The organism is Terriglobia bacterium, assembly GCA_020072565.1.
Lineage (GTDB): Bacteria > Acidobacteriota > UBA6911 > UBA6911 > UBA6911 > JAFNAG01.
Genome location: JAIQGI010000005.1, coordinates 179,755 through 200,880, shown reverse-complemented (window position 1 = coordinate 200,880; position 21,126 = coordinate 179,755). Strand labels below are relative to the sequence as shown.

Below are 21,126 nucleotides of genomic sequence, written 5' to 3'. Positions count from 1 at the left end.
CGCCTCGCATCGAACAGATACGGCTACAGGAGGCGATCATCAGTATAAGTCCACAGCGCAGGCAGGAAATCATCGACGCCCTCCGGCGCGGTACCGTGCCGCGGACCAGTCTCGACGCATTCGCAGTCGGACTGGAGCGGTTTGAGAGTGTGGTGGACGAGGAACTGCGGAAGGTCGGTCGCGGCGGGAGCGCTTTCAAGGCAGTCCGTGGTGAATATGGTTGCGGCAAGACGTTCTTCTCGCGCTGGCTTGCCGACCGGGCGCGCAAATCGGGATTTGCGACCGCGGAAGTACAGATTTCAGAAACCGAAACGCCGCTGTATCGGCTCGAAACCGTTTATCGCAGACTGATGGAGCAGCTTTCGACAGTGGATTGTTCGTTCGGCGCGCTGCAGAACATTGTCGACGCCTGGTTCTTTGCGCTCGAAGAGGATGTGCTGGCTGAAGGCAAGTTCGGCCCGGACGACGAAGAGAATCTTGTGGCGAGAACGGCCGAGCTTCTGGAACAACGATTGGCCAGGGTGAGTGCCACTGCACCGGCCTTCAGCATGGCTTTGCGCGGATACCGATCGGCCCTGGCTGCCGGCGACCGGGCAACTGCGCAGGGAATTCTCGCCTGGCTGGCCGGGCAGCCTAATGTAGCTGCGGCGGTAAAGCGCACGGCAAATGTCAAAGGCGACCTCGATCACTTTGGCGCACTCAGTTTTCTGCAGGGAATTCTGACCATCTTGCGGGATTGCGGCTATCCGGGGCTGCTTGTGGTCCTCGACGAAGCCGAGACCATTCAACGGATGCGAAGCGACGCCAGAGACAGGAGTCTCAACGCTCTCCGGCAGCTGATTGATGAGGTTGACTCCGGGCGCCTCCAGGGTTTGTACCTGTTGATAACAGGAACGCCCTCCTTCTTCGACGGACCTCAGGGCATTCATCGGCTGGAACCGCTGGCGCAACGGCTCCACGTTGACCTTCAATCCGATCCTCGTTTCGATAATCCGCGAGCCGTGCAGATTCGGCTGCCGGCTTTCAACCTTGAGCGCCTATGCCAAGTTGGGTGCAGGGTGAGAGATATCTTCCAGGAACACTCGAATGCGGCAGGCAGAATCGGATCGCTATGCGACGACGGCTACGTGCGGGATCTTGCCGAAGCAGTTGCTGGGAAATTTGGTGGAAAGATCGGATTGGCGCCGCGTGTTTACCTGAAGAAGCTGGTCGCGGATGTCCTTGACCGGGTTGACCAGTTCCCCGAATTTGATCCACGGCATAACTATTCGCTTACGATCAGGGAAGCCGAGCTGAGTCCGATAGAACGGCAGGCAGTGGGAGCTTCCGACGTCGACGAGATCGAGCTGGACTCGTGAGCCACTTTGACCAGCTTCACCCGGCAATACAGCATCACATTATAAACAGCCTCGGCTGGCGTGAAATGCGCCCCTTTCAGGAAGCCGTGATCCCGTCAATTGTCGCCGGTGATCACGTCATGCTTCTAGCCCCGACGGCCGGTGGCAAAACTGAGGCTGCTTTCTTCCCCGTATGCTCGAGGATGCTCAACGAGGGTTGGTCTGGGCTTACCGTTCTATATGTCTGCCCGATTAAGGCTCTGCTCAATAATCTTGACCTACGCCTGCAGAGATACTGCATGCTTCTCGGAAGGCGCTCTGCACTCTGGCACGGGGATATATCCGGCCAGGCGCGGCGTCAGATTTTGCGTGATCCGCCGGACCTGCTGCTTACCACGCCGGAGTCTCTGGAGGTGATGCTCGTCTCTCCAAACGTGGATGCGTTGAGTCTGTTCAGCCGTTTGCGCGTGGTTGTGGTTGACGAGGTGCATGCGTTCGCCGGGGATGACCGCGGATGGCTGTGCCTACTAAAAACTTGATCTGGAGGTCACTGACCGTTCGGAGCGGCTTCTGAATTCATAAATCATATGAAGTTATGTGGAATTCTGCCGCATTGGGGAAAGGTTGGCGGCCTTCCTGCAAACGCAGCCGCACAAGGCGTAATATTTCAGGTGGCAAATTCTTGAGGATGCCGGATTTCAAGCGGCTCTACGCTCGTATCGATGATGAAGCCCGCCTACTTTGGGGAGCGCAAAGACCTTTCCCATCTCGGGCGGCTGCACGGCCCTGCCATCCGGAGAATCCTTCCCGAGTGAAAGGTGGCTTCGCGTGCCGTGGTAATAATCAAGATAAGATGCCAAATGGCGCCGGAGCGAAATCTCATTCAGGATGACGACATGGTCGAGGCATTCTCGGCGGATTGAGCCGATCAACCGTTCAACGTACGGGCTCTGCCAGGGAGATCGGAAAGCGGAGAGAACCTCGCTGATGTCAAAGCTCTTGACCAGCGCCCTGAATGCCGCACCATAGATGCTGTCGCGATCCCGGAGCAGGAACCGAGGGGCTCTGTCCCAAGGGAAGGCCTGCACGATCTGGGCTGCGGTCCACTCGGCGGTGGGATGCTGGGTGACATTGAAATGAACAATGCGCCTGCGATCATGAGCCAGGACAAGAAAGACGTACAGGATCCGAAAAGTAACGGTGGGCACCACGAAGAAGTCCACGGACACCAACTGATTGACGTGGTTTTCGAGAAACGTCCGCCATGTCTGTGAAGGCGGTTTTCGATGCTTTACCATGTATTTCGCGACAGTAGCCTGGGACACCTCGATGCCAAGCTTGAGCAATTCGCCGTGGAGCCTTGGTGCGCCCCACAGGAAATTGGCAGCGCTCATGTTGCGAATCAGATCCCGAATTTCACTTGATACGCCGGGTCGACCAGTTTTTCCCCGGCGACTTTTCCACTTCCAGAAGAGTCGAAATCCTTTTCGATGCCAGGCGATGACGGTGTCAGGCTTGACGAGCACGAGGCCCTCGCGCCATTGAGGCCAGAGGCGGGAGAGAAGGATCCACAAAATCCGATCTGATGTCCGAAGCCGGGGCCTTTTCTGATTGGTTCGTTGCAGGACAACGAGCTGGTGGCGGAGAGCCAGGATTTCCACTTGCAGTGAGGCTCGCGTTCGCAATGTGGATGCAAGCCCGGCGAATATCGATTTCAACACATTGTACATGGCTCAGGACGGTATCAGGGAGGGAATGTAAGATCAATGATTTGAAATGCTACAGAGTTTTTGGAAGGCACACGGCCAAAGAGGGCGTTTTACTGCGACCCTGCGTTACTGTAACCGGGATTTTCGCGGACCACGACGGCCATGATGCATATTCACGATCCGGATTCAACTATTTTGACGGAGTGCCGTACACCTCAACTTCTACATAATGGTTGAGATCGTTCGACGTGTTGCCGTTGGAATACAGCCGAACGTATCTTCCTTTGATCCCTTTGGGGTCAATCAGCCGTCCTTCGGCAACCTCGATGTACTCTTTGTCTTTCCCGATCCCGAGCCCTGAGGAGTTGTCGTGGTCGTTATTGAAAACCGTGGTCACGCCTTTGAGGAAGTCCTTGTTATCGCAGACTTGAACTACGACGTCGCGATACACGCGCGCCTGGCTGTGAAAATGCCAGACCAGGATCGCGTTTAAAAAGTATGTCGAGCCCAGATCCACCTGGACCCATTGTTCGCCGGGCCCCAGTTCCACGAAATAGCCGTCCCCGCCCGATTTTTCTCCATCATCTACAAAACTCAATTCTCCGATGACGGGCTGCGAGTCACTTGCTGCCACGGGCTTGTTCAAGGACAACAGCTTGGTCCCCTTGGGCACCAGAAAGGGGCCGCGAGGCCTGCCAGTCACAGGTTCAAGGTTTGCGCTCTTGATGTTGCTGGGCGTACCCACGAACATGGGTTTGGGCAATTGCAGTTTCAACTCTTCAAGCGCCTGTTCCTGGGCCGCGACCACGGAGACTGCCAGGATAGGCAGCAAAATCCACCTGATTCTCATTTTTTCCCCTACCCTATTTGGCAAATACCGCCCCCCGGGAATTGCGGGCTTCATGCAATCCCAGGGGGTGCATTCAGTCCATTCCGCTCAACGCTTTTTGGGTGCAGGGCGCGTCTTCATCCTGTCGAGTGCGGCCTGGGCTTCCGCTTTGACGGCTGAATCACCGAGCATTGTTGCCGCAAGATCCAAAGCCTCCGGGCATGTAAAGTTCGGCAACACGCCGAGGATCAGCCGTTTATCCTCGGGGCGGTTGGCAAGCGCGTAAGCTTGCCTGAGGTCGGCAACAGCAGCTTCCGGTTGTCGATTCCTATCGGTCCTGACAAGTCGGATAAATGCTTCAAACGCCAACATACGATGGGTTTCGTTGCGCGACTTTTGCGCCAGGGAAAGAACATCGTTCCTGGCGGCGACCGACGTCCAACTGCAGATCGCACGGGTTGCCGCATCCGCAATCGCATCATCCGTGTTGGTAAGTTCGGCTCTCAAAATCGGCAGGGCACTATCATCTCCAATCCTGCTCAGAGCCTGAAACAGCTGAATGCGGTTCTTGGCGGTCTGTTCCCGCATGAGGCGATTCCTTACGGCCGCGGCCCGGCTTTCCGGGTTGTTGATCTTCTGAGCTAAGGCTGCCGTAGTGCCGATCGCTTCGGTCTGATCGGCCTCGTCTTCGGTGCTCAGGAGGTAATTCAAAATGGTAGGAATATCAGAGGGAGTGCCGATGACTCGGAGTGTTCTTAGGCTCTGCGTGCGGACCCGGGCCGCAGGTGATTGCAGGTTCTTCGCAACTACAACCTTAGCAGCAAAGATACGCCGCTCGGATACAGCCTGAAGCAGTTCAACTCCGATTTCCTCGGCCGGATTTTGGCCCAGCATCTCGATAATTTTGTCATCAACGGGCCGGCCCTTGAGCAAGGCGATCGTGTTGCGGGCGGCGGTCTGCTCGGCTCCGCGATTCTTTGATGCGGATTCGAGAAGCAGTCCCAGGGCGGAAACGTCCCCGACATTTTCCAGGGCGCCATAGGCGGCAGTACGAACCGCGAGGGACTCGCTTTTCGCTGCCTGCAGGACCGTGGGCAAAACACGATCCTTCGGGTACCCGGAAAGGACGGCCAGCACCTTGATCTGCGAACTTTCAGGAAGCTTTGGGACAAGGCTGCATACCGTGCCGATCGTTTCCGCCGTAAAGTTTTCCTTGATTTTGGAGATTCCAACTTCCTGCATCGGGACGTCGAACCCCCTGAGAAGATCGGCAACCATCGAAGCTGCGCGGCTTCCCGATGTCGAGATCTTGCCCAGCATTGCCGCCTTGCGCACCGATAGCGGCAGATTCGACACGGCAGCCAATTTTTTGTAAATCGCACCTGAAGCGGCATCGTTCTGGCCTGCTCTATAACCTTCGGCGCACTTGAGGAGGGAAGATGCCATGGTGGATCTTGCGGCGGCATCCGCCGCCGAGAATGCCGGCTGCAGGGCAGTGCAGGCGGAATCGCCTCCGATTTCGCCGAGCGCGGCAGCGGCGGCAACGGCAAACTCGCCTTTGAGCAGCGGAGATAAAGAGGCCACTGCCGCGGTGGTTTTGCGGCGCCCCAAAGATGCAATCAGTTCAGTCTTGATTGCACCTCCAGCCTTTGACATCGCCTCGATCAGTGCCTGGTCGGCGGCAGTGCCTGGTATTTTCTCCACCGCATAAAGTGCATGGTCTGCCATGTTGCCGTCCAGAAGCATCGGCGCCAGGGCGGTGACGGACCGGTCGCCTCCAATGATGCGGAGGTGCCTTATAACGGCCATCTTGGATACAGGGGTCGCATTGGTTGACAGAAATGCGAGGAGTTTGGCCTCGCAATCAGTGCGGGCTTCGACCGGCTCCTTGTGCGAGTAGACATAGTCCCGCAGTTTCCAGATGGGGCCCGATTCAATCCCCCCATTGTAGGTCGAGATTTCCTTCAGGATCTGGTCCAGATTCGGAGCAGCCTGGGAAAGCACGGAGACACTCATGAAGGTGATCAAGGCCAGAAAAACGATTGTGCGAATCAGATTTGATTTCATGGGGTCTCCCTTTCTAAGCCGACAGCTGCCATGGTCTCCGATACGAACGACTGAGGAGCCGCTCTGCTTCCGGATCACCGATGATGGTTTCTGTGGCAGGATTCCATTTGATTTTTCGTCCGGTTTCGATCGCAATCACTCCCAGATGGCCGACGCTGGCCGACCTGTGAGCGACCTCGGCCGGTGCAATCGTAAGCGCCCGGTTGCGTACGCAGTCCACGAAGTTCTGGTAATGATCCCGGCTGTGGTAAAGCTTGGTTTCGTTGGGGCCGATTACCTCGTTGATCAGGGCGGCGGGCTGGCTTTCGAAACCTCCACGGTCCACCCAAACCCACCCGTATTCGCCGATCCACTTGGTTCCGCTTTGAATTTCAGGATAGCCCCCCGCAATGGTGATCGGGGTTCCGTCAGCATAGAGAGTGTCGACCCAGTAGCGGCCCGGGCTGTTGTAAATGCCCGTCGTGGGGAATTCGGCTTTGCCGGAGATTTCGACCGGTCCCTGAGTGTCGAAGTTCAATCCCCAGTGCGCGATGTCCAGGTGATGGCCGATCCAGTCCATCAACTGGCCTCCGCCGTAATCCATGTTCCAGCGCCAATTCATGTGCACACGCGCTATGCAGTAAGGTGCAGCCGGCGCCGGTCCGAGCCACATATCGTAATCCAGTTCAGGGGGCGGCGGCTCGATGGTTTCCTGCCCGAAGGTCCTTGCGAAATCCGTGTGACCGGAAGGGAGCCCGACCTCGACCCGCAGGATTTTTCCAATGCGTCCGTTTCTCACCAGTTCGCATGCGCGATAGAAATTTTCAGTGGAGCGCTGCCAGCTTCCCGTTTGCCACACTCTGCCATACCTTTTGACGGCATCGCAAAGCGCACGCCCCTCCCGCAGGCTGTGCGTCAGCGGCTTTTCTCCATAGACATCGAAGCCTGAGCGAAGCGCGTGGATCGCTACCAGCGCGTGCCAATGGTCGGGCACAGCCATTAATATGGCATCCAGGTCGGTGCGGGAAAATATCTCACGAAAATCCTTGTAGGTGGCGCAGTCTTTGTTGCCGTACTTTTGATTCACTGCGTCGCGAGCTTGGGCCAGGTGACTCTGATCGATGTCACAAACAGCCACCCATTGCACTTCGTTCTTACCCAGGAAATTCTGCATGTCTCCCGGCCCCTGCATGCCATATCCGATTCCTGCCATCACGATTCGGTCGCTGGCCGGAACAGCCCCGTTCATTCCCAGGGCAGAGGCTTTGATAATTGTGGGAAAACCGGCCGCACCAGCTACGGCGAGCGGGACCTTTTTCAGAAAATCGCGTCGATCTATGGATCGTAGCCTTTTCATTACTTCCCCTTCCATTTGAGACGAACAGCAGAATGGACACGCAAAGCGTGGCGATTATAGACTAGAATTGTAGACTGCAATGCGATTTTAGCTGTTTCTTGCTTATCAAGCTGCTGCAAACGTGCCGGTGAAAATCAAGGATGTCCCAAACGGCCGGATCGTCCTTACCGCGGTATCCGACGGTCTGGCGGGAGCCCGGACCACGATCTTGGCGAAGCAGGTGCCCCGGAGCTGGTTAGTGAGCGAACCCCTTTCTGCGTTCCTTCAGCTCATCCATCATGCGGATGGTCATCTTCCGATCGATGACATAAAACAGCAGCAGCACGGCGCACGCAAGGAAACCCAGGCCGGGTAGAATGGAGATCGTCATTTTAATGCCGTGTAATGCAGACTGGGTTTGCGCTACGTTCGGGACGTAACCGTACCGGTCGAGCACCTCGCCGGCAATCGATCCGCCGAAACCCAGCCCCGCTTTCAATCCGAAGACGATTCCCGAGAAGATGATGCCGGTTGCGCGGATGCCTGTCGTCCACTCCCCGTAGTCCGCGACATCGGCCATCATAGCCCACAGCAGGGGAATGGTCGGGCCGTAGACAAACGCCTGAAGAAATTGAAAGACAAGGGCCAGTTCCGGCGCACTCGCGGGCACGAGCATGAAGCAGCTCTGAAACACCGCCGTGCCGAGCAGGCCGGTGATAAACACATTGCGCTTGCCGAAGCGCATTGCCAGCGGTTTGGACAGGAATATGCCCAGGATGTTCGCGACCTGGCCGATCGGGCCGAAATAGGGGAACCAGGATTCCTTGTTCAGATAATACTTGAAGAAGTAGAGCGCGACGCCCCCGCGCATCGACAGGGTAACGAACAAAACCAGCGTCACCGCAAACAAGGCGATCCAAGGGCCGTTTTTCGCCAATGCCGCGAGATCCTGGCGGACCGTGGAATGTTTGGTCGGATCCGGTTGTATTCGTTCCTTGGTGGTGAGAAACGTGATAACGAAGAAAATGACGCAAAGGAGGCCGAACACCGCCATGGTGGCCTGATATCCCTTTGCACTGTCATCGCCGCCGAAATAGTGGACCATCGGCAATGCGAAGCCCTGGACGATGAATCCGGCCGCCATGGCGGCGACGAACCGGTAGGATGACAGGCTCGTTCGTTCGCCGTCGTCGCCTGTCATTACGCCGCTGAGCGCCGAGTAGGGGGTATTATTCGCCGAATAGACCGCCATCATGAGCATGTAGGTTACATAAGCGTAAACGACTTTGCCCGCCGTGGAGACGTTTGGAGTGATGAATGTCACGCACCCCATGATGCCGAACGGCAATGCAGTCCATAGAACCCAGGGGCGGAACTTGCCCCACCGGGTCTTGGTCCTGTCGGCAATCGCACCCATGATCGGATCGAAAAATGCGTCGGCCACCCGCGCAACCAGGAACACCCTGCCCGCAACCCTTGCCGCGATGCCGAAAACATCGGTGTAGAAATTCAACTGGAACACTAACATTGTCTGGAAAACAAAATTGGCTGCGGCGTCTCCCAGACTGTAGCCCACCTTTTCTTTTACGGACAATTTTTCGGCGGCTTCCTGTTGGACGGATGCCATTGCCTACCTCCTGATGCCGCTCGCAAGCCTGGATGTGCAAACAAGCATAAGAAATAGATCACCAGAGAGGGCCGCCCGGATACTCGGTGCCCCGAAGATGCCAACAAAGAGCACGTATTCCAATCCGTTGTCAATTGGATTTTTTTTCGAAGACTCGAAACTGCGGTCGCAACGGGGGCCGGGGAACCCGCGACCGTACGCCAATACGGCACCATACTGCCCGGGCCAAATTGAGTTTCGGATCCAGGCAAAATGGCAATAGAATGTCGGCGAGGGCCATCCTATGAATTTGCTGGGCTATGATTTGGGAAGTTCTTCTGTCAAAGCGACGATTCTGGAAGCATCCACAGGCAAATGCCTGGCGACCTGCTCCCATCCCGCGACCGAAATGGGCATCGACGCCCCAAGGCCGGGCTGGGCCGAACAGGACCCGGAAGTCTGGTGGCGGCATCTTGTGAGCGCCACCCGCGAGGCACTGCTGAAATCCGGGATCAAGCCGGAGAGTATTGTCGGCCTCGGCGTTGCTTATCAAATGCACGGGCTCGTCGTCGTCGACAAGCGGTGTCGGGTGTTACGCCCGGCCATCATCTGGTGCGACAGCAGGGCCGTCGCGATCGGCAACCGGGCGTTCGAAGATATCGGCACCGGGTTCTGCCTGGGCCGGCTGCTGAACTCCCCCGGAAATTTTACCGCGTCCAAGCTCAAGTGGATCAAGGATAACGAACCCGATGTCTATGCCCGCATCTGGAAGATCATGCTTCCCGGCGACTATGCCGCCATGAAGATGACGGGAGTGGCATGTACGACTGCTTCCGGCTTGTCGGAAGGGATTTTCTGGGACTTCAAATCCAACCGGGTCTCGGAAACCCTGATGGACTATTTCGGGTTCGCACCGTCCTTGCTTCCGGACATCGTACCGACTTTCGGCGAGCAAGGCACTCTCCGGGCGGACGCAGCGCAGGAACTCGGCTTGCCTGCCGGCATCCCTGTCGCGTATCGTTCCGGCGATCAGCCCAACAACGCCTTCTCGCTCAAAGTGCTCGAACCCGGTGAGATCGCTGCAACCGCCGGGACTTCGGGAGTCGTTTACGGCGTGACTCGGGAGACCCGGTGCGACCCGCAAAGCCGCGTGAACATGTTCGCTCACGTGAACCATCGGCCGGAGGAGCCGAGACTCGGCGTGCTTCTCTGCATCAATGGCACGGGGATCCTGTATTCATGGTTAAGGGAGAACATGTTTTCCGGCCTGGATTATGCGGCCACCAATGACCTGGCCGCCGGAGTCCCCCCCGGATCGGACGGGCTGTTGATTCTCCCTTTTGGCAACGGAGCCGAACGCATGCTCGCGAACGTGGAAACATCCTGCACGATGGCGGGCCTCAATTTCAACACGCACAACCGGGGCCATTTCGCGAGAGCTGCCCAGGAGGGCATCGTCTTTGCTTTCCAGTACGGAATCGACATCATGAAAAAGCTGGAGATTGCGCCTGCCGTGATCCGCGCTGGAAACGCCAACATGTTCCTCAGTCCGGTGTTCCGCCAGTCTCTGGCGGATCTGACCGGAGCGGTCATCGAGTTGTACAACACCGACGGCTCCCAGGGCGCGGCACGGGGTGCAGGCATAGGAACCGGAACCTACCGGTCCAACTCCGAGGCGTTTGCCGGACTGGATCGGATTCTGGTGGCGCACCCTGACGAAGGCCGTGGGCGTGCGCTTGCCGCATCCTATCAGAAGTGGTTGAGTTTCCTGGGAAACCAGCTGGGGGAACGGCAGTCATTTTGCGGGCGTTGATATGAGAGATGATCAGTGGAATCGCCTGCTGGCGACCATGGATGGCCAGGTTCATGACCCGCTGCCATGCGGATTCATCATTGATTCTCCCTGGCTGCCCGGCTGGTACGGTGTCGATATCATCGAGTACTTATCGAGCGAATGCGTCTGGCTGGATGCAAACCGCAGGGTCCTGGAAACGTTCCCTGACATCTGGTTCCTCCCCGGGTTCTGGTCGGAATTCGGCATGTGTACCGAACCCTCGGCATTCGGGGCCCGTTGCGTGTTTCCCAGGAATGAGTTCCCATCCGCGGAGAAGGCGATCCGCAACCTTGATCAGATCATGGATATGAAGACGCCGAATCCGTCCACGGACGGCCTTCTTCCCATGGTGCTTTATCGCCTCAAATGGGCGCAGCCTCGAATTGAGGAACTCGGCCATCGGATACGTTTTTCGGTTTCGCGCGGACCTTTCAACGTCGCATCGTTCCTGATGGGAATGACCGAGTTCCTCATGGCACTCAAGACAAAGCCGGAATCGATTCACCGTCTGCTCCGTATCGTCACCGACTTCCTCGCAAGCTGGCATGAACTTCAGCGCTCGAGCTTTCCAAGCATCGACGGCATGCTGATTCTGGACGACATTATCGGTTTCGTCAGTGAAAAAGACTTCATGGAATTCGCTCTGCCGTATATGAGGCAACTCTATCAGGCGGAGGTCAGGGTCAAGTTCTTTCATAACGACGCCGCGTGCGCCCAGTCCATCCGGTACTACCCGGAAATCGGGATCAATCTCTACAACCCGGGAGTTCAAACGCCGCTGCCGGCATTGAGAGCGCTTTCCGGACACCGGATGACAATCCTTGGCAATATACCGCCCCTGAACGTGCTGGCGCGCGGCGCTCCGGGTGACGTGAGCGCCGCTGTCCATACGCTGCTCAGCGAGACGCCGGACAGGTCGCGCCTGATACTTTCGTGTGCTGGCGGCATGCCGCCTGGAGTAACCACCGGGAACCTCGCCGCTTTTCTGGACGAAGTCCGGAAACATTGAACGCCACGACCTCGAACGGAGCCGGTCAGCGGCGGAGGATGTTGGTTCTTGCCGCAAAACCGGTCTTCTGATCAGATCGGAACCGCGCGCCCGTCGAGAAGCGATAGCTCTCGGCAGGGAGTGGCGGATGGAAAGTCGCCGCGACGTCGAACATTGATCGCACATGCCTGATTTCACGAGGCCGGCGAGTGGTGAAACAACAGGTCGGAAGAAGCTCCCATATCGAGACCAATAGTCCTTGACCAATTCGAAGAAAAGGAGTTGCGGAACATGTTTACCAGAAAGCTATTTGCAATTCTCGCGGTTCTGGCGCTGGCGGCGATGCCGGCCCTGGCAATAACGAACTTCAGCGGCGACTGGAAGCTCAACGTTTCCCAGAGCAGCTTCGGCCAGATGCCTGCGCCGAATTCAATGACCCAGAAGATCACCCATGTGGATCCCAAGCTGACGGTTGCCATGAAACAATCGAGCGCCATGGGAGATTTCGACATGCAGGCCAGCTACACCACCGATGGCAAGGAATGCACCAACCTGGGCTTTGGCGGCAATCCCACAAAGAGCATCGTGAAATGGGATGGTGACGCGCTGATGATCGAAACCAAGGGACAATTCGGCGACAACGAATTCACCATGTCCGAAAAGTGGGTCCTTTCCGCGGACGGCAAGATGCTGACCATCACCCGCACGTTCAAGAGCGCCATGGGTGAGGGCGAGCAGAAGATGGTGTTTGACAAGCAGTAAGCCGGTTCCAGAAAAAAGGGGACGGTACGCGGGATTTGTTTGTCAAAGCCGCCAATCCGCAGACCGGTTTGATCCCGAACATGGCAAATTTCGACGGCACACCGCAGCGAATGGGCGGACAGTTCCGCGAGGACGCGTGGCGCTGCGCGATGAACTGGGCGGTGGATTGGTCGTGGTTCGCCAAAGATCCGCGGCAGCAGGAACTGACGGACCGGCTGCAGAAGTTTTTTGAATCCATGGGCATTGATACGTACGACGACAACTGGTCGCTCGACGGCCAGCCGCTATGCCGCCGGCATTCGCCGGGGCTGGTCGCTACGACCGGTTGGGCATCCCTGTGCGCCACCGACAAGGAACGCGGCAAGAAGTTTGCCGAGGAGTTGTGGAAGCTCAATGTGCCTTCAAGCAACGCCTTCCGGTACTACGACGGGCTGTTGTATATGATGTGCGTGCTGCACGCGTCGGGGGAGTTCAAAGCAATCATGCCGAAGCGTTGAGAGGCTAAAAGTTCATCCCGGTCGGGGCGAGAACGGCGCTATCGATCAACTCCTGGATTTCTTCCCGAGAAACGGGCTCGGCGGTGTAGGAACGAACGGATCGACGCGTCCTGAGAACCTCAAAGAAATCCCTCATGGCATTCTTCCCTTCGTCTCCGCTTCTTACTTAGGCCCTTCAGCCGTCTATGCCCCACGATGAGGGCCTTTTCTATCGTATCCGACCTGAAATCGAAACTATGATTATCATTCATTTAATACGGACCGGATTTTGGCAATGGACAGGTTGAGAGAGGCTTATTCACAGGCAACAGAGCCAGCATCCTGAGCATCTGTGGTCGGACTTGATAGGCATCGTTTGGTTCCTTGATCCTCATCACGGGTAGATAAAGGGGGAAGGGTACGGCCCGCCGAAGGGCCTGCCTGCGCGAATTGTCAGAACCGGCTTCAGGTACCGCTTGCCATCACGCACATTTTTCCCGGTATCTGCAAATTGTACCGGCCCCTCCACGATGTCGAATATGGACACATCTGCTGGTGCACCTACCTGCAGCGTCCCCAGCTTCTCCAGCTTCCCTATGATTTTGGCTGGTTTTACTGTTGCCAGAGCCACCACCTGCTCGAGGGTAAAGCCCATGTTCCAGAACTTGCTCATGATCCACGGCATGAAAGGCTTTCCTGGAGTATTGACGCTGTAGCCATGAATGTCGCTGGATATGCAATCGGGAAGAAGTCCCTGCTGGATGGCCGGCTCGGCTATGGTGTAGTCGAAGCTTCCCCCGCCGTGGGCGACATCCATGATCACTCCGCGCTTCTGGGCCGCAAATGCCTGGGAAATGACCTTGTCGTTCTGAACGATATTGTTGCCCTGGCCGCTGAAAACATGGCTGACGATGTCTCCGGGTCGCAGCATGTCGAGCAGTTCGCCCAGGGTAGCCGGCACATCTCCGATATGGACCATGACCCGGGCCGTCGTGCCCGAGCGTTCAGCGGCTTTGATCGCCCGCTTCATCGGTTCCAGGCCATTGGAACCGACGATGCTCTTGCTCATGCGCACCTTGATTCCCAGGAGCACGTCCTGGTTCTCTGCCATAGTTTTGGCCGCGAGATCGACGTGTGCATAGTCGATGTTCAGGCACTCACCCACAGGATATCCTGCGAGACCAATTGTCGAGATATGTACGAAGCCGAAGATCCGGGAACGTGATTGGGCCATGATGAAATGCTTGAGAGCCGAAAAATTGTTGGCCCCGGCATCCCCGGCACTCACGAATGTCGTCGTGGCGGTGACAGGTGCGATCTCATCAGCCGGCAGGCCGATCGCCGAGCCCTGCGTATAGACATGGGCATGCAGATCAACCAGGCCCGGCGTCACCAGCTTGTTCCTGGCATCAATGATCTGAGCGCTGCGGTCCGAAGGAATATCGGCGGCAAGGGCGGCAACGACCGCATTCTTGATGGCAACATCCTTGAGGACATCCAACAGCGATGGGAAGGATTGACTGTCTATCATACCGCTTCCCTTGTAGGCCACGCCTGCTCAGCCCCTTCTCTAGCCGCTGATAGAAAGTCCTATGTTGACTTCGGGGCTTGGGCCCTGCTCAAATGGCATTACATAGCTACGCCGAATTGAGGAGTTTCATTATGAGAAAAAGAACGGTACTGACACTCGTTGCTTGTGCCATGTTAGGCGCTGCCGCGGTATGTATTGCGCAGACGGGCGCTCCATCCCAGATCGGCCCCGGCGGCTCTGGGCGTGGTCAGTTTGCGCCTCCGGCGCCTCCAGGACCTCCTGCTCCCGTGCCTCCGGAAGTCACAATGCCACGTCCCACCTCGGACGAAGTCGCAAAGATCAATGCCGAGATCCAGCAATTCATCAGCACCAATACGTCTGCCAACAAGGACTTGTTGAAGAAGTACGCTTCGATCCTGGTTCTTCAAGTCCCGCGTGACAATCCCTGCATTCGCCCGGCCGCCGGCATACGCGCCCGTCGGCACGACGCCTTCGTCGAGACCGCCAAGACCGGTGATTTCGATATCCTCTTCTACGGCGATTCCATCACCGACCTATGGAACGTGGAATCGGATCCGCAGGGCAATCCGGGCGGAAAGCGCGTCTTGGATAAGTATTTCGGCGATGTGAAAGTCGCCAATTTCGGCGTTTCGGGCGACACCACCCAGGGCGTCCTCTGGGGCCTGCAGAACGGTGAGGGACAGGGCCACAAGCCCAAGGCCGTTATGCTCATGATCGGCACCAATAACACAGGCGGCGCCTCCGGCTCGGAAATTGCCGAAGGCATCGGCGCCGTTATCCTGGAGCTCCGCAAGGATTTTCCGGATGCTAAAATCCTGCTGCTAGCCATCTTCCCGCGGGGTGCCGGTCCGACCGATGCCAATCGCCTCAAGGTCGAAGAAGCCAACAGGATCATCGCCAAGCTCGACGACCAACAACACGTGTTTTTCGTGAACATCAATTCCAAATTCCTCGACGAAAAAGGCGGCTTGATCGGCTTTCGCCCCACCGACAATCTCCATCCCGTGGAACAAGGCTATGAGATCTGGGCGTCTGCCGTTGCCACCACGTTCAAGGATTGGGTCAAGTAATCTGCGGGTGCCCCTGTTGACCCCGGGCGCGGACGAAGATGCAGACCAGGCCGGATCGTATCTCCGAGACAGGCGGCATCGACGGTGATGTCACCAAGCTGGGCGACAGGTTCCACCTGTTCTATTTCTCGAAGGGCAAGGCAATACGTGGCGGTGGCGACGCACGATTCTCGTCGCATGCGTTTGCAAATGAAGTTTCGCAGGGAGGATTTGATGCAACTTCGTTCCTTTGTCAAGGTCTCGGTACTTACCGTGCTCTTGAGCGTGGGGTTGTGTTTTGCCCAGGATCAAAACGCCTTAAAGCTCTGGTATCGGCAGCCCGCCAGCGCGTGGACGCAGGCTCTGCCGATCGGCAACGGGCGGCTGGCGGCCATGGTCTTCGGTGACCCTCGCAAGGAGCATCTCCAACTCAACGAGGACACCGTCTGGTCGGGCGAGAAACGTGACCGGAGCAACCCCGAAGCGTCCAAGACATTTCCGGAGGTCCGGCGCCTGCTTCTGGAGGGGCATCCCGCGGAAGCGCAGGCGCTGGCCGACCGAAAGATGATCAGCATCCCACGCGCGTTGCCGGTCTACGAGACTCTCGGCGACCTCTGGCTGGATTTCGGCGCCGCGCCGGAGGCAACGGACTACCGCCGCGAGCTTGACCTGGACACCGGCATTGCATCCGTGCGCTTCACGGCCGGCGGAATCCACTATGTGCGCGAAGTCTTCGCTTCCGCGCCGGCCGGCAGGTGTATTGTCGTGCGCTTGACCGCTGACCGGCCGGGGAGCCTCTCGTTTCGGGCTACGATGAGCCGGCCTGCCGACGCCACAACTGAAGCGGCGCCGGGGCGGCTGATCATGACAGGCCAGGCGCTTCCTAAGCGCGCCCCGGGAGAAAACAACATCGGAGTTCACTTTCGCGCCGAGGTGAAGGCAGCCGTATCCGGCGGCCGCATGGAAAACATCGGCGATCATCTGGACGTTACCGGCGCACACAGCGTGACGCTGACACTCGTCGCCGAGACTGAAATTCGGGAGAAGGACCTGACCGCCGCCTGCGCGCGCGATCTGGCGGGCGCCTCCCGCGCCTATGACGCGTTGCGCAGCGAGCACGTCGCGGATCACCAGCGCTTCTTGCGGCGCGTGCGGCTCGAGCTTCCGGTGGACGCCTCCGCGCGCGCCCTGCCCACCGATGAGCGGCTCGCCCGCGTGCAGAAAGGCGCGGCGGACGACGATCTATTTGCGCTCTATTTCCAGTACGGAAGGTATCTGCTGATTGCAAGCAGCCGGCCCGGAAGCATGGCAGCCAACCTTCAGGGAAAATGGAACGACAGCTTGACGCCGGCATGGGGGAGCAAGTACACGATCAACATCAACACCGAGATGAACTACTGGCCGGCGGAGACATGCAACCTGTCGGAACTGCATGAGCCGCTGTTCGACTTGATCGAGAATGGGCGCGAAGACGGCCGGCGGGTGGCGAAGTTTTACTACGGCGCCGGGGGATTCGTCCTGCATCACAACACCGACCTGTGGGGAGACGCCGTTCCGATTGACGGCGCCCGCTATGGCATCTGGCCGATGGGCGCTGCCTGGCTGTCGCTCCACCTCGCGGAACACTACGACTTCACGCGCGACCGCAAGTTCCTCGCCGAACGCGCGTACCCGATCATGAAGGAGGCGGCGCAGTTTTTTCTCGACTATCTCGTCTCGGACGGCAGCGGGCATCTGGTGACAGGCCCTTCGCTGTCGCCGGAGAACGAATACCAGCTGCCCTCGGGCGAGAGAGCTGTCCTCACCATGGGGCCGACGATGGACACCGAAATTCTCCAGGCGTTCTTCGGGCGCGTGATCGAGGCCAGTGAAATTCTGAAGACCGACGCGAATTTCCGGGCGAAGGTAGCGGCGACCCGCGCGAAGCTGATGCCGCTGCGCATCGGCCGTTATGGTCAAATCCAGGAATGGCTGGGAGACTACGACGAGGTGGAACCCGGGCACCGGCACATGTCCCATCTGTTCGCCCTGTTCCCCGGCAACCAGATTACGCCATTCAAAACGCCCGAACTGGCCAAAGCCGCACGCGCTACGATCGAACGGCGATTGGCCAACGGCGGGGGACACACGGGCTGGAGTCGCGCCTGGATCATCAATTTCTGGACCCGCCTGGCAGATGGCGATAAAGCATACGAGAACCTGGCCGCGCTGTTGGGCAAGTCCACGCTGCCGAATCTGTTCGACAACCACCCGCCGTTTCAGATCGACGGCAATTTCGGCGGCACCGCCGGGATCGCCGAGATGCTTGTACAAAGCCACGCCGGCGAACTGGCGTTCCTGCCCGCGCTGCCGAAGGCCTGGAGCAACGGCAAGGTTACCGGGATTCGCGCCCGCGGGGGACTGGAAGTCGACGTGGCGTGGAGCGGCGGTCTGCCCACCACCGCGATCCTGAGGCCGATGGTGGATGGCGCGCACGTGCTTCGAATCTCACCAGGTGTCCGCATCAGCGCGGTCCGGGAGGGCAGCAGGTCGATTCGCGTGCAGCCTGCGGCCGGCTCAACGACACGGCTCAGCGTGAAAGCGGGGCACGTTTACACGATCGAGTTCGAGCGGTCCCCGGCTCCTCCCAAGGACGGCGTGGTCAAGTAGGATGTAATCGCCCAATGGGCTGCCAATGTTCCTCTGGCGTTTTTATTGCTTTTCATGCTGGCACCCCGGGTTTGGTTGTGCAAAATCGTGGATGTGCTAACGAGTGCGTTTGAAAAATTTGTCTGCCCAAGGAATGAAATATTTCCAGTTCGGACCATCGGTGTGTCCGCCATCGTGTTGCCGCCAGGCAAGCTGGCCTTCGAGCAGGCCTGTGTTCACGGGCGGCATTTTCTCTGTCCTGTAATCGTCGGACCGTCCTAAGTCTTTCGCGCCCAGGAGCCGGAATACCGGACCCGCAGCGATAGCCGCCATGAAGCTGCCCTGGTGATCGAGCCATTTTGCATCTCCTTTCTCCGGTACGCCGTAGCTGATGAAAGTCAGGCGCGGTGCGCAGAGTGCAATCAGTTCATGTGCATCCACCGGAATGTCCCCTGCATTCTTGCTGCCGAAATCGGCTTCTTCGGCACCGTATTTCAGGAAGTTTCCAGCCATCCAGTGGTATTCGCCCGATCCGGTCAGGTTTTCCACAGCCTCACCCCAATTGCGGCGGTGCAGCTTGGCGCCTCCCTCCCCTGAAGAGCCGACGAGCACGACGGCAAACCTTGTATCGAAAGCCATGGTTACTAGGGCGGCTTTGCCGTAACGCGACACGCCTTCAATCCCGACATGTTTGGCATCCACCGCTTTGTCGGTTTCCAGATAATCCAGCGCACGGGATGCGCCCCATCCCCAGGCCCGGAGAGAACCCCAGTCATCGGGCTTGCGGAATTTCGCTTTATTCACGAGACCGATGATGCCCTTGGTAAGCCCGGCGCCGTTATCTGCTTGAATGCTGTTCGGGCTTATATCCGCATAACCCCAGCCGTCTGCTATCAGCTGCTGCGTTGCCGGCGGGTCGCTCCCGGCTGGAGGAGCGCCGAATCCACGGCCTGCTGCTCCGGCCGGAGGCGGTGTCCCAGGCAACCGTTGAAATCCGCCGAACATCATCATCACGGGAACCGGACCTTTCGCGTCCGCCGGGAGAACCAGGATCATCTGTATGTCAACTTTGATATCCGGGTACGAGGAATTATCGACATGGCCGACCAGTTGCTTGCCGATCACTGGGTGATCGCCGATTTTGGCCTCGGTCTTGTTGACGACTTCCCACGTCACTTTGGGCACATTCCGAGGGATTCGTCCCAAGACCTCCCGATCGAAATCCTCGACGATTTCAGGCCGCCTCTTGTTCCACCAGTCTCTCGCGGTCTTGACCTTTTTGCCGTTTTTCAGGGTCAAAACATCCGGCAGATTCGGATAAGGATTTGCAAGAGCTTCATCATAATTAGCGTGATTGGGAGCAGATTCATTTCCGCTCGGGCCCGGACGGAGTTTCCGGATCCCCAGCTGCGCCATCATGTTCTGATGATCCTTTTGTGTTTCCGCTTGCGAAGGCGGGCCTTTGGGGGCCGGAGGGGCCTGGGCATTTTGAGCCGCTCCGGCACTGGATTGCTGAGCGATCAGAGCAGACCCGGCCCAGACCAGTGCAACGAGGGCCAATATGATGCAGATTGGGAAAACTGATCGGTGGTTTTTCATAGGCGAAATCTCCGTACATAGGTCATTGGATATCCGATCATATCCCATTCCGGTGCATAAAAGCATCACAGCAGAGAGCTTAGAGCACGCTGAGGAGGAGATTTCTCAGCGACCTCAGCGTGATCTGTGGTGACATTTTGCATTTATTAACGTCTGAATAGCAGTTTCTACCTGCCTGAACTTGATCCTAGGGCGGATCCACCGCTATACTCGGTCTATCGAGAGCAAGCGCGCAAACTGCGCTGCGGTCACCCAGCAATGAGGAATCAGAGGATATCGTGCTATGAAACCATGCGTTTTGCCATTTGTGTTCTTTTTGACTGCAGGGATGTTCCTGTGCTTCCCCCAAGGATTCCCGACTGTTCCGGCGAATCAACCTGTCGCCCGATCGGACGAGAACTCAATGACTGCTCACCGGGAATTGCTTGAAAAGGCAAAGAAGGGCCGCATCGATATTTATTTCGAAGGGGATTCCATTACGCGCCGCTGGGGAGCGACCGATTACCCCGAGTTGCTTGCCAACTGGAAGCAGAACTTCTTCGGTTGGAATGCCGCTGATTTCGGATGGGGCGCCGACAATATTCAGAACATACTCTGGCGCCTCAATAACGAGGAACTGGATGACATCAATCCCAAAATCATCGTCCTCCTTGCCGGCACCAATAATGTCGGCAACAGGGTCTCAACCGATGTGGAGGCCAAAGTTGAAGATGTCACTCGCGGCATCAGGGCGATATTGGACATCATGCGCGCGAAAGCACCGGAGGCGACCATCATCCTCATGGGCATTTTTCCCCGAAACGACATCATTGCCGTGATGCCCACGATCAAAAAGATCAATGAGAATATTTCGAAATTCGCCGACGGCAAGAGGATCCGGTTCCTGGACGTTACGGATAAATTGACGGACAGTGAGGGCAAGCTGTTTGAAGGAGTGATGAATCCGGACAAGCTCCATCCGGCCATCAAGGGGTATCAGATATGGGCCGATGCATTGAAGCCCCTTTTCACTGAACTGCTCGGTCCGCCGGCAAAGGAAGATTTGGCGCCGCCTCCCACCGGCGACCCCAGCGCAAAAGGCCGATCAAAGATTTCAGGACCGGGGTCCGCCCTTAACACGTGGACCTTCCTGCCGGCGATGGTAATGCCATCACCACCGGAGCCTTGCAGCGTAACCGCGCCACTGGTCTGGAGGGTAATGTCCCGGTCGATGACCACGTGTTCAGCGTAGGTACCGGCCGTGATGTGTGTACCGTTGCGCCCGTGTTAACACGGTTCACCGCATCCAGAATCGTCGCATAGGATTTATAACCAAAGCTGGTGGCCCGGCCGGAACCGTAGGGGTCAGTGCGTAGCCTGACACTCGCGCAAGCGG

The 21,126-nt window shown here is 57.7% G+C and carries 17 protein-coding genes; 9 read left to right on the top strand and 8 right to left on the bottom strand.

Features of this window, described 5'->3' with window-relative positions:
- Positions 1-38 precede the first annotated feature (38 nt).
- A complete protein-coding gene (brxD, locus tag LAP85_04745) occupies positions 39-1,358 on the top strand; it encodes a BREX system ATP-binding protein BrxD (protein MBZ5495687.1) in 1,320 nt (439 codons plus the stop codon).
- A gap of 65 nt (positions 1,359-1,423) precedes the next feature.
- The gene (locus LAP85_04740) at positions 1,424-1,876 is read left to right on the top strand and encodes a DEAD/DEAH box helicase (GenBank protein MBZ5495686.1); all 453 of its coding nucleotides are present in this window, start codon (positions 1,424-1,426) and stop codon (positions 1,874-1,876) included.
- Between the two features lie 159 nt (positions 1,877-2,035).
- Here LAP85_04740 and LAP85_04735 read toward each other — a convergent pair whose 3' ends face one another.
- The 5 genes from LAP85_04735 to LAP85_04715 all read right to left on the bottom strand — a co-directional run bounded on the left by LAP85_04735 (position 2,036) and on the right by LAP85_04715 (position 8,884).
- Positions 2,036-3,067, bottom strand: coding sequence for an integrase core domain-containing protein (locus tag LAP85_04735; protein ID MBZ5495685.1), 1,032 nt, complete (start codon positions 3,065-3,067; stop codon positions 2,036-2,038).
- Positions 3,068-3,236: 169 nt separating this feature from the next.
- Entirely contained in the window at positions 3,237-3,896 is a 660-nt protein-coding gene (locus tag LAP85_04730) for a discoidin domain-containing protein (GenBank protein MBZ5495684.1), read from the bottom strand.
- A gap of 87 nt (positions 3,897-3,983) precedes the next feature.
- The gene (locus tag LAP85_04725) at positions 3,984-5,942 is read right to left on the bottom strand and encodes a hypothetical protein (protein MBZ5495683.1); all 1,959 of its coding nucleotides are present in this window, start codon (positions 5,940-5,942) and stop codon (positions 3,984-3,986) included.
- A 13-nt stretch (positions 5,943-5,955) separates the two neighbouring features.
- The gene (locus LAP85_04720; protein MBZ5495682.1) at positions 5,956-7,278 is read right to left on the bottom strand and encodes a Gfo/Idh/MocA family oxidoreductase; all 1,323 of its coding nucleotides are present in this window, start codon (positions 7,276-7,278) and stop codon (positions 5,956-5,958) included.
- A 235-nt stretch (positions 7,279-7,513) separates the two neighbouring features.
- Positions 7,514-8,884, bottom strand: coding sequence for an MFS transporter (locus LAP85_04715; GenBank protein MBZ5495681.1), 1,371 nt, complete (start codon positions 8,882-8,884; stop codon positions 7,514-7,516).
- Positions 8,885-9,167: 283 nt separating this feature from the next.
- On the opposite strand from LAP85_04715, the gene LAP85_04710 reads away from it, so the two are divergent.
- From LAP85_04710 to LAP85_04695, 4 genes are all read left to right on the top strand, one after another.
- Positions 9,168-10,676, top strand: coding sequence for a carbohydrate kinase (locus LAP85_04710; GenBank protein MBZ5495680.1), 1,509 nt, complete (start codon positions 9,168-9,170; stop codon positions 10,674-10,676).
- A 1-nt stretch (position 10,677) separates the two neighbouring features.
- On the top strand, positions 10,678-11,706 hold the full coding sequence (locus tag LAP85_04705) for a uroporphyrinogen decarboxylase (protein MBZ5495679.1): 1,029 nt from the start codon (positions 10,678-10,680) through the stop codon (positions 11,704-11,706).
- 270 nt (positions 11,707-11,976) lie between these two features.
- The gene (locus LAP85_04700) at positions 11,977-12,447 is read left to right on the top strand and encodes a hypothetical protein (GenBank protein MBZ5495678.1); all 471 of its coding nucleotides are present in this window, start codon (positions 11,977-11,979) and stop codon (positions 12,445-12,447) included.
- A gap of 35 nt (positions 12,448-12,482) precedes the next feature.
- Positions 12,483-12,944, top strand: coding sequence for a hypothetical protein (locus LAP85_04695; GenBank protein ID MBZ5495677.1), 462 nt, complete (start codon positions 12,483-12,485; stop codon positions 12,942-12,944).
- Between the two features lie 4 nt (positions 12,945-12,948).
- Here the strand turns inward: LAP85_04695 and LAP85_04690 are convergent, their stop codons facing one another.
- Positions 12,949-13,080, bottom strand: a complete 132-nt coding sequence (locus LAP85_04690) for a nitroreductase family protein (GenBank protein MBZ5495676.1) — start codon at positions 13,078-13,080, stop codon at positions 12,949-12,951.
- A gap of 237 nt (positions 13,081-13,317) precedes the next feature.
- Positions 13,318-14,454: an amidohydrolase/deacetylase family metallohydrolase gene (locus tag LAP85_04685; protein MBZ5495675.1), complete on the bottom strand. Its 1,137-nt coding sequence runs from the start codon at positions 14,452-14,454 to the stop codon at positions 13,318-13,320.
- 305 nt (positions 14,455-14,759) lie between these two features.
- On the opposite strand from LAP85_04685, the gene LAP85_04680 reads away from it, so the two are divergent.
- On the top strand, positions 14,760-15,545 hold the full coding sequence (locus LAP85_04680; GenBank protein ID MBZ5495674.1) for a GDSL family lipase: 786 nt from the start codon (positions 14,760-14,762) through the stop codon (positions 15,543-15,545).
- A 213-nt stretch (positions 15,546-15,758) separates the two neighbouring features.
- A complete protein-coding gene (locus LAP85_04675; protein MBZ5495673.1) occupies positions 15,759-18,173 on the top strand; it encodes a glycoside hydrolase family 95 protein in 2,415 nt (804 codons plus the stop codon).
- A gap of 96 nt (positions 18,174-18,269) precedes the next feature.
- Here the strand turns inward: LAP85_04675 and LAP85_04670 are convergent, their stop codons facing one another.
- Complete coding sequence (locus LAP85_04670; protein ID MBZ5495672.1) at positions 18,270-19,751, bottom strand: acetylxylan esterase; 1,482 nt, start codon at positions 19,749-19,751, stop codon at positions 18,270-18,272.
- 283 nt (positions 19,752-20,034) lie between these two features.
- Here LAP85_04670 and LAP85_04665 point away from each other — a divergent pair, with 283 nt between their 5' ends.
- Positions 20,035-20,982 (top strand): hypothetical protein, encoded by a 948-nt coding sequence (locus LAP85_04665; GenBank protein MBZ5495671.1) that lies wholly within the window; start codon positions 20,035-20,037, stop codon positions 20,980-20,982.
- Positions 20,983-21,126: the final 144 nt, after the last annotated feature.

Bases quoted from the DNA above. Each gene is read 5' to 3' on its own strand.
- LAP85_04685 (MBZ5495675.1), bottom strand. From the start codon at position 14,454: ATGATAGACAGTCAATCCTTCCCATCGCTGTTGGATGTCCTCAAGGAT.
- LAP85_04705 (MBZ5495679.1), top strand. From the start codon at position 10,678: ATGAGAGATGATCAGTGGAATCGCCTGCTGGCGACCATGGATGGCCAG.
- LAP85_04730 (MBZ5495684.1), bottom strand. From the start codon at position 3,896: ATGAGAATCAGGTGGATTTTGCTGCCTATCCTGGCAGTCTCCGTGGTC.
- LAP85_04680 (MBZ5495674.1), top strand. From the start codon at position 14,760: ATGCCACGTCCCACCTCGGACGAAGTCGCAAAGATCAATGCCGAGATC.
- LAP85_04725 (MBZ5495683.1), bottom strand. From the start codon at position 5,942: ATGAAATCAAATCTGATTCGCACAATCGTTTTTCTGGCCTTGATCACC.
- LAP85_04720 (MBZ5495682.1), bottom strand. From the start codon at position 7,278: ATGAAAAGGCTACGATCCATAGATCGACGCGATTTTCTGAAAAAGGTC.
- LAP85_04700 (MBZ5495678.1), top strand. From the start codon at position 11,977: ATGTTTACCAGAAAGCTATTTGCAATTCTCGCGGTTCTGGCGCTGGCG.
- LAP85_04675 (MBZ5495673.1), top strand. From the start codon at position 15,759: ATGCAACTTCGTTCCTTTGTCAAGGTCTCGGTACTTACCGTGCTCTTG.
- LAP85_04670 (MBZ5495672.1), bottom strand. From the start codon at position 19,751: ATGAAAAACCACCGATCAGTTTTCCCAATCTGCATCATATTGGCCCTC.
- LAP85_04665 (MBZ5495671.1), top strand. From the start codon at position 20,035: ATGAAACCATGCGTTTTGCCATTTGTGTTCTTTTTGACTGCAGGGATG.
- LAP85_04710 (MBZ5495680.1), top strand. From the start codon at position 9,168: ATGAATTTGCTGGGCTATGATTTGGGAAGTTCTTCTGTCAAAGCGACG.
- LAP85_04715 (MBZ5495681.1), bottom strand. From the start codon at position 8,884: ATGGCATCCGTCCAACAGGAAGCCGCCGAAAAATTGTCCGTAAAAGAA.
- LAP85_04690 (MBZ5495676.1), bottom strand. From the start codon at position 13,080: ATGAGGGATTTCTTTGAGGTTCTCAGGACGCGTCGATCCGTTCGTTCC.
- LAP85_04735 (MBZ5495685.1), bottom strand. From the start codon at position 3,067: ATGTACAATGTGTTGAAATCGATATTCGCCGGGCTTGCATCCACATTG.
- LAP85_04740 (MBZ5495686.1), top strand. From the start codon at position 1,424: ATGCGCCCCTTTCAGGAAGCCGTGATCCCGTCAATTGTCGCCGGTGAT.